Below are 14,124 nucleotides of genomic sequence, written 5' to 3'. Positions count from 1 at the left end.
GCACGGTGACAAGCCTGGCCACGCGTGACTAGGCTTCGCTGAGTGTTAGCGCTATCAAAAACGGTACTCGACCGCATCGTCGAACCGCTGGTCACCGTGGTTCGCATCGATGACGATACCGAAGCGCAGGGGGGCGCGGGGTATCTAGCAGTTGTCGTGATCGTGCAGCTGTCGCCCTCTTGCGGGCGTGACGCTGTGCGACCGCCGCAGGATCAGGGGGATTCGTTCGATCCAAATGCAGGGGGATGACATGCAGTGCTGCAGGGATTCGTGCCATGCGCCGCAGCGACGGCGCTGGTTGACAGATGCCACGTCGCAGATCGCGACACCGGCCGTGGGTGGTTGGACTCCAGACCCGAGGACATATCGATGCGTCGTTCGTTGAACAGTTTCAAATCCAAGGCCATGTTCACCTTCGTCGGTGGCTTGCTGGTGATCAATCCGGCCTTCGCGCAGGACAGTGCTGCGCAGACAGCGGCGCAATCGCAGACCGGTGGCGATACGGCCACCACCCTCGATGCCGTCACCGTCACCGGCATCCGCAGCAGTCTCAACCAATCCATGGGCATCAAGCGCGATGCCGCGGGCGTGGTCGATGCGATCAGTGCCGAGGACATCGGCAAGTTCCCGGACACCAATCTGGCCGAGTCCCTGCAACGCATCACCGGTATCTCGATCGAGCGCCGCGATGGCGAAGGTGCGCAGGTGACCGCGCGCGGCTTTGGTCCGCAGTTCAATACGGTGACGCTCAACGGACGCCTGATTCCCGGCGCCGATGCGTTCGGCGCGCCTGGCCAGACCCCGATCGGTGGCGTGGACGTCGGTACCCGTGCCTTCAACTTCGCCCAGCTCGCCTCCGAAGCGATTACCGGTATCGAGGTCTACAAGACCAGCCGCGCCACCGCACCCAGCGGCGGTATCGGCGCAACCATCAACATCCTGACCGACAAGCCCTTCAACCATAGCGGTGTGGTCGCCAATGCCGGTGCCAAGATGGTGTCGGACCGCTCGCAGCCGTTTGGCGATTCGCTGACGCCGGAAGTGTCGGGCATCTTCAGCTACACCAACGACGACAAGACCTGGGGTATCGGCCTGAGCGCCAGTTACCAGAAGCGCCACGGCGGTTCGGTGCAGGCTACCGAGAACACCTGGAACATCCAGCGCTGGACCGGCACCGATCCAGCGCTGCGTCCGGACGCGGTGGTGACCAATGCGCCGCAGATCGGCCAGCTGTACGGCATGCCCAACGACCTGCGCTATGCGTTCGCGGATTTCGAACGCGAGCGCATCAATGGCCAGGCCGTGCTGCAGTTCGCTCCCAGCGACAGCCTGACCCTGACATTGGATTACACGTTCTCGTCCAACGAGATCAGCGAGCGGCGCGGCGAGCAGGGCATCTGGCTGCAGCGCGCCAATAGCTTCACCGATCTGACCTTCGATACCGGGCAGGCCGTTGCCACCCCGGTATATCTGCGCGACGTCCCCAACGGTGCCAAGGATTTCGGCATGGAGCAGCAGCGCAACGAGCAGAAATATCGGCTCGGTTCGCTGGGCTTCAACGCCGATTGGCAGGTCAGCGATCGCTTCCAGCTCAGCTTCGATGCCCACGACTCCAAGACCCAGAGTCTGCCCAACGATCCGCTGACCGGCGGGAGCGCCACCTACTTCAGCTTGGCCGGCACCAACAACTGCAGCAATGGGCCGCTGTGCGGCGGGCAATGGGGGCAGGAGCTGTGGTTCAACAATTCGCTGCCGATCGGTGCGCGGACCTGGTATCCCACTGCCGCCGATTCGGTCGCCGGCACCAACGGTGTGGTCAATCCGGACTTCACCGCGGCCAATCTCGGTTCGCAGGTGCTGCGTATCTACTATCAAAAGCAGGTCACCGAGATCAAGGAAGGCCGGGTGGACGGTACCTTCGACTTCGACGAGGGGCGCTTCCAGTTCGGCGTGAGTTCGGCCAATACCAAGATGAACCGGCTGACCAGCGACAACACCTCCACGTTGGGCGACTGGAGCGCCGCCAACGCCGGCAACGAGCCTGGCATGGTCGCACTGCTCAGGCCGGTCAGCATCACCGGCATGTTCGACGACTTCAACACCAACGGCGCCGCCCGCAATGCCTGGCGTGGTGATGCCAATCAGCTGGCGCAATGGGCCGCCGGGCAATACGGCGCCAATACGCGCTATAACCCGCTGTACAGCGCCGATAATCTGGTGGAGGAAAAGACCCGTTCGGCTTACGTGCAGTTGGAAATGCGCGGTGAGCTCGGCGGTTTGACCACCAACACCCGAGTCGGCCTGCGGTACGAACGGACCGATGTGGAATCCACCTCGCAGGTGGCGACGCCGACCGCGATCCTGTGGCAGTCGAACAACGACTTCCAGATCCTGCGCTCGTCCGAATTGCAACCCTTCAGCGAGAAGACCAGCTACAACTACATCCTGCCCAATCTGGACTTCAGCATCGACTTCAGCGACTCGCTCAAGGGGCGTGCCTCCTTCGGGCAGACCATCGCGCGGGCGCCATACAACAACCTGATCGCCGGCCCGGTGCCCAACCAGCCGAGCGGTTCGGTGCTGATCAATCCGTCCACCCGTGCCGACGGCGATTCGCAGAACCCGGCATTGGATCCGCTGGAGTCGGACAACCTGGATCTGGCGCTGGAGTGGTACTTCGCCGACGCCAGCTATATTTCGGCCACCTTCTGGAACAAGCGGGTCAGCAACTTCATCGGCAACACTGTCTCGCGCCAGTCGCTCTACGGCTTGCGCGATCCCACCTCCGGCCCGGACGCGCAGGCGGCGTTGGCCTTCCTGCAGAGCGCAGCATGCGCGGCGCAGGTCGGGGCGGCCGGCAACGATGTGGCCGCGGCCTGTGCGGCCAACGACACCTCGTTGTTCTCCACCGTGGCGCTGCTGCGCAACGCGGCGGCGACCGGCGGGCTGGCGGCGTACAACGGCAGCTCGGCGCAGACGCTGGCACTGGAGAACGCCTACGATCTGGTGGGTACCGCGGCCGATCCGCTGTACGAATTCGATGTCAATCGCCCGGTCAACCAGAACAAGGCCAACATCCATGGCTGGGAGTTGGGCGGGCAATACTTCTTCGGCAGTACCGGCTTCGGCATCTACGCCAACTACACGATTGTGGAAGGCGACGTCGGCTTCAACAACAATGTGATCGATCGCGACCAGTTCGCCCTGCTCGGCCTCAGCGATACCGCCAACATCATGCTGATGTACGAGAAGTACGGCTGGAGCGCCCGCCTGGCCTGGAACTGGCGCGACGAATATCTGATTGCCGCCAATCAGGACGGCTCCAACCGCAATCCGTACTATGTCGAGCCCTACCAGCAGTTCGATCTCAGTGTCAGCTACGCCTTCAACAAGCAGCTGTCGGTCGGCTTCGAGGCGATCAATCTGACCGGCGAGGATGTGCGTTGGCACGGACGGTCGGAGAAGCAGATCATCCGTCTGGTCGATCAACAGCCGCGCTATACGCTCGGCGTCCGCTACGCGTTCTGAGGTCGTCGGTGGCCGTCGCTGCGGCGACGGCCACCTTCCGGATAGGGCGGGCGGGGCGCGCGGCTGTGCAGCCACGGGCCCATCTGTGGCCGCGGCTGCAGGCGTCTTGATCCGGAAGGTGCTCGGCAGCGGCCGCTTTGCTGCCATGCCGCTTGCCGGGACCGGCGTTTTTGGCAATGCTCGCCGCCAGTGCGAGCCGACGATCCGTCCCGCCGCCTCCTCGACCCTTGGCGCGATCGGCGCTGCGTTTCACTGCCGGAGTTCTGATGACGCGTTACGCTGTGCTCAACAATGTGGCTCACCACGATGTCCGCGTCATTCTGCGATTCGGTGCCGAATTCGGCGATGCCGTCGGCCTGGTACCGGCCTTCGTCACCGAGTACGCCGAGCTCCAGCGCGAATACCCGCTGTTCTTCCGCAAGGATCCGGCCGGCGAGGGGTATCAATCGGTCGCCTTGCTGGGGTTCGAGACCCACGAGAACCTGTTCCTGCACGGTGGGCGGTGGAATGCCAATTACGTGCCAGGCATCGTTGCCAAGGGGCCGTTCCTGATCGGTCTGCAGGAGCAGCGCATCGATGGCGCGTTGGTGCAGGAGCCGGTGATCCATGTCGATCTGGAGCATCCGCGCATCAGTCGTTCCGAGGGCGAAGCGGTATTCCTGCCCGAAGGCGGGCATAGCCCGTATCTGCAGCACATCATCGAGATCCTGCGTGGCATCCACGATGGGGTGGAGGCCGGGCGCGCGATGAACGCCGCGCTGGATGCCGCCGGACTGATTCAACCAATACGGCTGGATGTGGGCCTGGATGCGAATCACCGCGCGCAGCTCGATGGCCTGTTCGCCATCGATCGCGAGCGATTGGCCGCGCTCGATGGGGCAATCCTGCAGACGCTGCATCGTCAAGGCTATCTCGAAGGCGCGTTCCTGATGCTGGCGTCGCAGCACAATCTGCGGCGGCTGATGGCCGAAAAGCAACGCCGCCTGCAGCTGGCGGCGGCCCCCCAGGGGTGATGCATGGCGGTCGCTGCTCCGCTCTCTGGCTGTACACCGATTGCCGAGCGGCAGGATTGCCGCGGTGGCGCGCTGCCGTTGGCCGAGCTTTGCGCCGCGGCCGAGCCGGTGGTCCTGCGCGGCGTGGCTGCCGATTGGGCGCTGGTACGCGCCGGGCTGCGCGATCCACGCGAGGCGATGACGCAATTGCTGCGGTACGACCGCGGGCAGCCGCTGGTGTATTCATACGGCGCCCCAGAGATCGACGGCCGGCCCTTTTATGACGAGGACCGCACCGCGCTGAACTTCGAGGTGCGCCGTGGCAGCTTGAGTAGCGTGCTGGACGCCATAACCGCAGCGGCCGGCGAGCCGCGGCCGCCGACCTATTACCTGGCGTCGTTGCCGGTCGACGACCATCTGCCTGGTCTGCGTGCCGGCAACGACCTGGGCCTGGCCGCCAGCGGTGTCGATGTGCAGCCGAGCATCTGGATCGGCAATCGTGTCATCGCTTCCTGCCACTACGACGTGCCCAATAATCTGGCGTGCTGCGTCGTGGGGCAGCGCCGTGTCACCGTGTTTCCGCCCGACCAGGTGGCCAACCTGTATCCCGGCCCGCTGGAGCCGACCCCAGGCGGGCAGGTGGTGAGCATGGTGGATTGGCGCGCCCCGGACCTGCAGCGTTATCCGCGCGCAGCCGATGCGCTTGCGCAGGCGCGCAGTGCACTGCTGGAGCCGGGCGATGTGCTGTTCATCCCCAGTCTGTGGTGGCATCACGTCGAGTCGCTGCAGCCGTTCAACGTGCTGCTCAATTATTGGTGGAACAGCGTGCCGGCACATGTGCCCACGCCGATTCCGGCGCTGTATCACGCGCTGTGGTCGATTCGCGACCGCCCGGATGCCGAGAAGGCAGGATGGCGCGCCTTGTTCGACTACTACGTGTTCGGGCCATCCACGCACGCGGGGGAGCACTTGCCCGAAGCGGCGCGGCAGGCACTCGGGCCGATCGATCCGCTGCTGGCCCGCCAGCTACGCGCGATGCTGATCGGCCGGCTGAATCGCTAAACAGTCCCGGACCTCTCGTCATCAGGAGCATGTCGTGAATCAGCCCCGTATTCGCAAGGTCGTCATTGCCGGCGGTGGTACCGCCGGTTGGATCGCCGCGTGTGCGCTCTCGCATCAGTTCCGTGAGTTACTCGATATCACCTTGGTGGAGTCCGAGCAGATCGGGACGGTTGGGGTCGGGGAGTCGACGGTGCCGCCGATCCGCACCTTTCACCGCTTTTTGCAAATCGACGAACAGGACTTCCTGCGCGCGGTGGCTGGCACCTTCAAGCTGTCCATTTCCTTCGAGAACTGGCGCCGGCACGGGGAGCGCTATATCCATCCGTTCGGTTTCACCGGACAGGGCACTCTGGTGTGTCCCTTCCACCACTTCTGGCTGGAAGGCCAGCGACGTGGCCTGACCGGGGAACTGGGCGACTATTGCCTGGAAACGGTCGCCTCGCGGGTGGATCGCTTCGCGTTGCTGCGCGAGCCGGCGATCAACTATGCCTACCACTTCGATGCGGCGCTGTATGCGCGCTTCCTGCGGGCGCGCAGCGAGACATTCGGCGTCAAGCGGGTGGAAGGGCGGATCGAGCGCGTCACCGTGCACGCGGACAGTGGCGATGTCGCTGCGCTGGTGATGGAAGACGGGGCGGTGATCGATGGCGATCTGTTCATCGACTGCAGTGGGTTCCGCGGCTTGCTGATCGAGCAGACCCTGCGGACCGGTTACGAGGACTGGAGCCACTGGTTGCCGTGCGATCGCGCGGTGGCGGTGCAGACCGAGTCGCTGGAAGCGCCGGTGCCATATACCCGCGCCATCGCCCATGAGGCCGGCTGGCGCTGGCATATCCCATTGCAGCACCGGGTCGGCAATGGTCTGGTGTTCTCCAGCCGCCACCTGTCCGACGACGAGGCACAAGCCAAGCTCTTGCGCGATGTTGGCGCGCGACCGGTCAAGGAACCATGGCTGGTGCCGTTCCGCACCGGATGCCGCAACAAGGCCTGGAACAAGAACGTGGTGGCGCTGGGTCTGGCCAGCGGCTTCATCGAGCCGCTGGAGTCCACCAGCATCCACCTGACCATCGCGGCGGTGGTGCGGCTGATCGCGCTGTTCCCGAGCGAGGGCATCGCGCCGTCGCAGGTGGAACTGTTCAATACGCTCAGCCGTGCAGAGATGGAGCATGTGCGCGACTTCGTCACTCTGCATTACCACGCCAATCAACGCGATGAGCCGCTGTGGCAACAGTGCCGAACCATGGAGTTGCCAGACTCGTTGCAACTGCGCCTGCGCGCCTGGCGCGAACGTGCGCATGCCTGGCAGGCCGGCGACGAGTTGTTCCGGGTCGACTCATGGACCCACGTGCTGCTGGGGCAGGGGATGGTGCCGGATCAGCATCACCCGCTACCGCAGGCGATGCCGGACCTCGAGTTGCGGCGATTGCTGGATGGCATCGCCCGGCCGATCGAACAGATCGTCGAGCAGATGCCGTCGCAGCAAGCCTTCATCGAACGGTATTGCCAGGCAGGCGCGCAAATCTGGGGTGGACGCGTACCGATGCCGGCCTGAGCGTGCTTACGCCGCGCATCTGACGCGCTGGTCGCTGCGCTATAGACGCATCAGATCCTTGCCGACCACGATCGGCCCGTTGTAGTGCTTGCGCGCGCCCTCGCTCCACATGGCGTCGGTGATGGAGGCATCGCCGCCAGGGACGAAGTGGCTGAGCACCAGCATCTTCGCGTCGGCGGCAGCGGCGATCTTGCCGACCTCCTCGCTGGTGCAGTGGCTCTTGAGCAGGTGATCGAGCAGGGTAGGCGCGTTGTCGTTGGTCTTGAGCAGTTTTTCCAACGCCGGGACGTACATCACCTCGTGCACGAGGATGTCGGTGTCCTTGGCGAAGTCCGCCAGCGCCGGCAGGTAACGCGTATCGCCAGAAAACACCACGCTGCGGTCGCGCGCCTGGAAGCGGTAGGCAAATGCCGGCTTGAGCGTGTAGTGGTCCACCAGGGTGGCGGTGACTTCGACGTGTTCGTTCTTCAGCACGCTGCCGGGTTGGTCGAACTCGTGCACATGGATCAATGGCTTGAACGGCGGGCGACCTTCTTCGCGCATGCGTGCATCGATGTCGATGGCATTCATCTCGACGAAGGCATCCACCATCTTGGCGATCCCCGGTGGTCCGTACAGATGCACCGGCGTCTGCAGACCACTGGCCCAGGCGAGCCATACCACGTTGAGCAGATCGGCGTTATGGTCGGAGTGATGGTGGGTCAGGAAAATGTCGCGTAGTGCAGGCAGCCCGATGCCGGCCTTGGCCAACTGCTGCGCCACGCCGTTGCCGCAATCGATCAGGTAGGGCTGCCCATCGATCACCAGCGCGTTGGCCGGTGCCGCACGCAATGGTGAAGGCGTCGGTCCGCCCTTGGTGCCCAACAACACCAGCACGCTGCCCTCGTCCGGAAATGGTTTGGGTGGGGCTGCTGCATCTGCCGGGTGTGCGCTGTCGTCGGTGGATCGAGCGGCGGCAACAAGCGGGCCGGCGGCCGTCCAGACTCCAGCGCTCAACGCCAGGCGCAGCAGCGTGCGGCGGGAGCAGAACGTGGATGAGGCGGACATTGCGGCTCCTGGAGATATCGGTTCGATAGCGACGATAGCACCGGCACGGTCATTGCCGTCGGTGCTTCGGAGCCTAAAAGTCCTCTTGATGCGAAGGTCTCCCTGCCTGCCCTCTGTCGCGATGCGCAGCGGCGGCAGGGATGAGACGGGCTGGGTGGCGAGGTTAGCGCGCTGCGAAGCCCGTGCGGCGTCGTGGGCATGGCTCACACCTCGATTTCGTCATCTGGACGGGCGATTAATCGCGGCAGACGGAGACTGGCCATGCGGCGCTTCTGCCGCATGCAGAATGTTTGAGGAGTGCAATCATGGCCCAGCAACAGAATAGCAACCGTGGTTTCGCGTCGATGGACGAGGACAAGCAGCGCGAGATCGCCAGCAAGGGCGGCAAGGCCGCGCACGCCAGCGGAAACGCGCACGAGTTCGATTCGAAAGAGGCACGGGATGCCGGACGCAAGGGCGGCGAATCGGTAAGTCAGAATCGCGAGCACATGGCCGATATCGGTCGCAAGGGTGGCGAGAGCAGCGGTGGCGGTAATCGCTGATCGGCCGTGGCTGGTACGACAACGATCCGCCGGCTCGTAGACGCTGACGCGGACTTGTCTAGGCCCAGCAAGACGACGGGCGGATCGCCGCCCGTCGTCGCTGTGCGCTTACTGACCGAAATAGCTCGAGATCGTCGAATACACGTCGGAGAACCGCGAGTAGTAGTCCGGCGAGCTCTGCGCAGAGCAGAACGAATAGCCGCCGTACAGGCCACCACGCAACTGGTAGGCGCCGCCGCTGGCGACAGTGAACAGACCTGAGCCTGAGGAACCGCCTTCGGTGACGCCGTCGCTCCACACCACGCGATAGAGCGGGCTCTTGCCGTCGATGGAGGTGCTCAGGCCGGTGACCGAGCCCAGCGAATACTTCTTCACGTCGCCAGCCGGATGGTGGATGCCGACGATCGCGGTACCGGTCGCACCGATCGCAGCGCTGTTCCAGGCCGCATAGAATGCGCCGCTGGGCGGTGCGCTCTTGAGTTCCAGCAACGAGGTGTCGCGAGTGGTATTGGCGTAACGCAGGAAGGCGCCGCCGCTGAGCGTGGTCGCCTGCGAGCTGACGGTGTTGCCGTTGCAGGTCGCGGCGTCGTAGAACCAGTAGGTCTGCAAGGTATTGGCAACCGTCTGCGTGCTGATGCAGTGCGCGGCGGTCCAGAACAGATAGCGCTTGGGCGAATTGTTGTTGTTCAACAAGGTGCCCGTGCACAGGTACGAGCCGTCGCTGGTGGTGAACAGCATGCGTGCCACCGCCTTGGTGGCGCTGGTGAAGCCACTGGTGGGATTGGCCCGGCAAATCACGTCGTTCTCACAGGAGTCGCTCTCGCCGATGGCGATCGTCATCATCTCGCGTGGGCTGGCGGTCGGGCTGATGTCCAGATGCGACAGCTGCGGCACGCTCAGGCTGAAGTTCTCCGGATACTGCCCGGCCGGCAGCGAGAGTTCGACCAGCAGGTTGTCGCCACTGACCGTGGGCGACCAGCCAGTGTCGGCACCGGTGGCGGTGAAGGTGGCGCCGGATTGCTCAAACACGCGACCGTCGTTGCCGGCAAAGCGCAGCGTGATCTTGGCCGGATCGCCCGGCGTTGCACCGGCGCCGCGCAGCACCAGGGCCGCACGCAGCGCAGCGGCATCGGTCGAGGCGAGGTTGAACGTCGCCACGCGCCCGCCATCGCTGGTCATGCGCCAATCCAGCTTGGTCAGGTTCACCATCGGCTGCTGCAGCGTACGCGAGAAGCCGATCTGCAGTGGTTGTCCATGCTTGACCTGGTCAAGCCGCCGCTCGCGCACGCGGCGCATTTCTTCGGCGCTGGGCGCGGCCAGCTGTGCCACGCGTAGGGGGACGATGCTGCCGTGCAAGCTCGCCGATTGCAGCCGGGCTGCACCGAGCTTGGCGGCCTGCGGCGCGGCATCCACCGGGGCTGCATCCATCTCGGTGGGCGGGGCCGCCAACGCGGTGCCGGACAAAGCGGAAAGGAAAGCCAGATACAACGCATGCTTGCGATTCATGGAGATTCCTTGTGGTCAGGGGACCAGCCGCGCGGCGGGGGCCACTGCGGGTGTACGCCAGAAGGGCGTCGAGCGAGACTAGCGACAATTCAAGTCTGAATATGTGCCGATAATCTCGTTCGGGCGGTATAGTGGAATTCCTGAGACCATGTCATGCACGTGCGCGCATAGCGCCGCGCGGACGTGTCGCGATACCACGCAAGCACGTCGCCCCTGCATCGCCCCATTGCCGAGGTCACGCCCGTCTATCGAACACTGCCTGCTGCGCTCCATGCGCGTCGCCGGCCTGCGCAGCCGATTGCCGGCACGTCATCGACACAGCGGCATCACCCTGCGGATCGGCAACTCATTGCGTATCGCCAACATGCAGTTGGGTGGAGCGTCCCATCGCTCTGAGCACGCCGAGTGCGAGGACGCCGGCCGCCATCCACGCCGCGCCGCCCAGGCGGGCATGCAGATCGGCATTGATCAACACGTACAGCAGGATCAGGCTACCGAGCACCGGGACGATGCCATGCAGGATCGGTCGTCCCTGCCGGCGGAAGTGCCACAGGACCGCCACGTGCAGCATCACGAACGCGGACAGTGCGCCGACGTTGCAGAGCGAGGACAGCAAGGCGATCTGGCCGACGAACAGCTCGCCCAAGACCAGACTGAGCGCGGCGACCAACAGGATGGCGCGCTGCGGCACGCCGGTGCGCGGGTGGATGTAACGCAGGAAGCCCGGCAGCTGGCGGTCGCGTGCCATCGCAAACAACAGGCGCGAGGTGGCGGCCTGCGCCACCAGCGAATTGGCCACCGCGGCGCTGATCGCCACCGTCAACGCGATGACGACCTGTAGCCACGGCCCCGCCACCAAGCGACCGATCTCGAAGAAGGCATCGTTGGAGGCTTGTGCGTTGGGATAGCGCTGCAACTGCGGTTGCAGCAACGCCGCCAACCACGTTTGCACGACGAAGAGCACCGCCACCAGCAGCAGCGCCAGCAGGGTGGCGCGGCCGACGACGCGATGGCCGTCGCGCGCCTCCTCCGCTAGCGTGGAAATCGCGTCGAAGCCCAGGAAGGAAATCACCGCGACCGATAGCGCGCCGAAGATCAACTGCGGCGAGAAGGTCTGTGGGTTGTAGAACGGCCGCAGGCTCCAGTGGGCACCGTTGACGCCGCGCTGGATCGCCAGCGTGGCCAGCACCACGAAGATGGCCAGCACCAGCAACTGCGCGTAGAGGAATACGCGATTGGCGCGCGCGGTGGTCTCGATGCCGCGCAGATTGATCAGCGTATTGAGCGCGACGAAGAACAGGATCCAGGCCGGTTGCGGAACGCCGGGCAGGACGTTGTGCATCGCGTTGGCGCCCACCACGTACAGCAGCGTCGGCACCAACAGGTAGTCCAGCAGGATCGCCCAGCCAGCCAGGAATCCCATTCCGCCGCTCAGGCCACGGCCAACATAGGCGTAGACCGATCCGGCCACCGGAAAGGCCTGCGACATCTGCTGGTAGCTGAGTGCCGTGAACAGCATCGCCACAAAACCGACCAGGTAGGTCAGCGGGACCATGCCGGCGCTGATGTCGAAGACGCCGCCGAAGATCGAGAACGGCGCGGTCGGCACCATGCAGACCAGGCCATAGATCAGTAAATCCTTCAGGCCGAGCCGGCGTTTGAGCTCCTGGGTGTAGCCGAAGCGTTCCAGCGCGGCCGCATCGTCGCGACGTGGAGAGTGGGTCATGCGGATATCCGTTGGAAGGGCCGGCGCGGGTGGGGCCACCGGCAGCGTCATTGTGACCATAATGCCGCCAACGAACCCATCCATTGGTAAAAATGCTAGGTTCTGTGTGCGCATGTCGCCGGCCGGTGCTGGCACCGAAGGACCCGAGATGTTCGATACCCTGGCCAGCCTGGGCCACGACCTGCAGGCATTGACAACGCTGGATAGCTGCCTGGATCGCGTACTGAGCGATGCCCGTGCACTGGGCTTCCAGTCGCTGGTCTACGACTACGCGCCGGTGCCGCGCAGCCTGGAAGGCGCGCTGATCACTCCGTCGATCTTCCTGCACCGCAATGCGCCGGGCGATATGCAGCATGTCTGGTGCGAGCATGGCTACTACCAACATGACCCTGTTCAGCAACGCGCGATCCAGCGCACCCTGCCGTTTGCCTGGTCCTACCGAGGGCATGGACTGGCCGACGGGGTGGAGGATGTCGGCCAGCAGCATCAACCGGTGACGCGCTATCTGTGCGAAAGCGGTATGGCAACCGGTGTCACCGTGCCGCTGCATCTGCCCGGCGGCGCATTCGCCAGCCTGACCGGTGCCATCGATACTGAACAGGTTCCGCTGCACCAGCTACGCGAGGTCCAGCTTCCCGGGCTGCTGCTGCTGGGGCATGCCTTCCAGGCGCGGGCACAGGCGTTGCTGGATCCGCAGGAGCAGCGTTGCCACCATGTGGTGCTGACCCGGCGCGAGCGCGAATGCCTGCATTACTCGGCGCAGGGGCTGACCGCCAAGCGGATTGCAATGGCGCTGAATCGCTCCACCGCGACGGTCAACCTGCATCTGAACTCGGCGGCACGCAAGCTGGGCGCGCGCAACCGGGTCGATGCGGTGGTACGGGGACTGCACTATCGCCTCCTGGAGCCCTGAGCCGTCATCGTTTCGGCGGCCGCGGGGCGTTGGGATCGGCGCGGCGACGCCTTGAGTCTGGGCATATCCGGTATGTCTTTAGATGTATGGAGAACCTGGCACATTTGCCAGTTAACGGCTGTCCGGCAGCGCCGTAGGCTCGCGACTCCAACGCCATCAGCGGACGCGGTCATGCAGTGCACCGAGGGGTTTGTCGAGTTCCGGGGATATCGCACCTGGTATCGGATCACCGGCGATCTGGCCAGCGATGCCTGCCCGCTGATCGTGTTGCACGGCGGGCCCGGCTGTACCCACGACTACGTGCACAGCTTCGTCGACCTGGCCGCCGCCGGGCGGGCGGTGATCCATTACGACCAATTGGGCAACGGGCGTTCCAGTCATCTTCCCGATGTCGACCCCGGCTTCTGGACAGTGGGTCTGTTCCTGGACGAACTGCAGGCCTTGATCGCGCATCTGAGCTTGCGCCAGTACGCCGTGCTGGGCCAGTCCTGGGGCGGCATGCTGGCGGCCGAGCATGCGGTTCGGCGCCCGCCTGGGTTGTCGGCGCTGGTGATCGCCAATTCGCCGGCCTCGATGGGCCTGTGGCGAGCGGCTGCCTTGCGCCTGCGCGCGCAATTGCCCGAAGAAGTGCAACGCACGCTCGAGCGACATGAAGTTGCCGGGACCCTCGACACCCCCGATTACCGCGCCGCCACCGAAGTGTTTTACGCGCGGCATGTGTGCCGCTTGCAGCCCTGGCCGGTGGAAGTTGCGCGCACGTTCGCCGCGATCGAGGCCGATCCGACGGTCTACCATGCGATGAACGGGCCGACGGAGTTCCACGTCGTCGGCAGCCTGCGCAACTGGAGCATCATCGAGCGCTTGCACCGCATCGAGGCGCCGACGCTGGTGCTGTCAGGCCAATACGACGAGGCGACGCCAGAAACGGTGGAGCCTTATGCGCGCTTGATTCCGGATGCACGCTGGCACGTGTTCGCCAACTCCAGCCACATGCCGCATGTGGAGGAGCGCGATGCCTGCATGCGTCTGGTCGGCCAGTTCCTGGACGACCACCGGCCGTGGCCGGCGTCGGTGGCCGCGCAGCCTGCCAGCTGCCACTCGCAGATGCGCTGACGACACGCCGTCGGCGGCGTTGTGGAAATCAGCCAGGCGGTTGGCGGATGCGCCAGCGCGTGCAGTCGCTGATCCGGTCGCACGGTTGCTGCCGCTCTTCGCTGGCAAGGTGTGCAGCACGCCGCTCTGGCGCCTGCGCGCGA

Annotated in this window: 10 protein-coding genes; 7 read left to right on the top strand and 3 right to left on the bottom strand. The window is 64.8% G+C overall.

What is annotated here, in order from left to right; all coding sequences use genetic code 11:
* Positions 1-369 precede the first annotated feature (369 nt).
* The 4 genes from CKY51_RS19175 (at position 370) to CKY51_RS19160 (ending at position 7,134) form a co-directional block, all read left to right on the top strand.
* On the top strand, positions 370-3,528 hold the full coding sequence (locus CKY51_RS19175) for a TonB-dependent receptor (protein ID WP_170292355.1): 3,159 nt from the start codon (positions 370-372) through the stop codon (positions 3,526-3,528).
* A gap of 266 nt (positions 3,529-3,794) precedes the next feature.
* Positions 3,795-4,541, top strand: coding sequence for a SapC family protein (locus CKY51_RS19170; RefSeq protein WP_022973287.1), 747 nt, complete (start codon positions 3,795-3,797; stop codon positions 4,539-4,541).
* 3 nt (positions 4,542-4,544) lie between these two features.
* Complete coding sequence (locus CKY51_RS19165; RefSeq protein WP_022973288.1) at positions 4,545-5,582, top strand: cupin-like domain-containing protein; 1,038 nt, start codon at positions 4,545-4,547, stop codon at positions 5,580-5,582.
* Positions 5,583-5,616: 34 nt separating this feature from the next.
* Positions 5,617-7,134: a tryptophan halogenase family protein gene (locus CKY51_RS19160; RefSeq protein WP_152249682.1), complete on the top strand. Its 1,518-nt coding sequence runs from the start codon at positions 5,617-5,619 to the stop codon at positions 7,132-7,134.
* A gap of 39 nt (positions 7,135-7,173) precedes the next feature.
* On the opposite strand, the gene CKY51_RS19155 is transcribed toward CKY51_RS19160, so the two are convergent.
* A complete protein-coding gene (locus CKY51_RS19155) occupies positions 7,174-8,181 on the bottom strand; it encodes an MBL fold metallo-hydrolase (protein ID WP_022973290.1) in 1,008 nt (335 codons plus the stop codon).
* A gap of 305 nt (positions 8,182-8,486) precedes the next feature.
* Between CKY51_RS19155 and CKY51_RS19150 the strand changes: the two genes are divergently transcribed.
* Entirely contained in the window at positions 8,487-8,723 is a 237-nt protein-coding gene (locus CKY51_RS19150; RefSeq protein ID WP_031340279.1) for a KGG domain-containing protein, read from the top strand.
* A 108-nt stretch (positions 8,724-8,831) separates the two neighbouring features.
* Here CKY51_RS19150 and CKY51_RS19145 read toward each other — a convergent pair whose 3' ends face one another.
* A complete protein-coding gene (locus CKY51_RS19145) occupies positions 8,832-10,229 on the bottom strand; it encodes a trypsin-like serine peptidase (RefSeq protein WP_022973292.1) in 1,398 nt (465 codons plus the stop codon).
* Positions 10,230-10,575: 346 nt separating this feature from the next.
* Positions 10,576-11,955: an APC family permease gene (locus CKY51_RS19140; protein WP_022973293.1), complete on the bottom strand. Its 1,380-nt coding sequence runs from the start codon at positions 11,953-11,955 to the stop codon at positions 10,576-10,578.
* Between the two features lie 148 nt (positions 11,956-12,103).
* Here CKY51_RS19140 and CKY51_RS19135 point away from each other — a divergent pair, with 148 nt between their 5' ends.
* Both CKY51_RS19135 and CKY51_RS19130 read left to right on the top strand, forming a co-directional pair.
* On the top strand, positions 12,104-12,868 hold the full coding sequence (locus CKY51_RS19135) for a LuxR family transcriptional regulator (RefSeq protein ID WP_031340282.1): 765 nt from the start codon (positions 12,104-12,106) through the stop codon (positions 12,866-12,868).
* A 171-nt stretch (positions 12,869-13,039) separates the two neighbouring features.
* On the top strand, positions 13,040-13,981 hold the full coding sequence (locus CKY51_RS19130; RefSeq protein ID WP_022973295.1) for a proline iminopeptidase-family hydrolase: 942 nt from the start codon (positions 13,040-13,042) through the stop codon (positions 13,979-13,981).
* Positions 13,982-14,124: the final 143 nt, after the last annotated feature.

The organism is Xanthomonas maliensis (assembly GCF_009192945.1).
GTDB classification, from domain to species: domain Bacteria; phylum Pseudomonadota; class Gammaproteobacteria; order Xanthomonadales; family Xanthomonadaceae; genus Xanthomonas; species Xanthomonas maliensis.
This window is presented reverse-complemented; position numbering and strand designations above follow the sequence as displayed.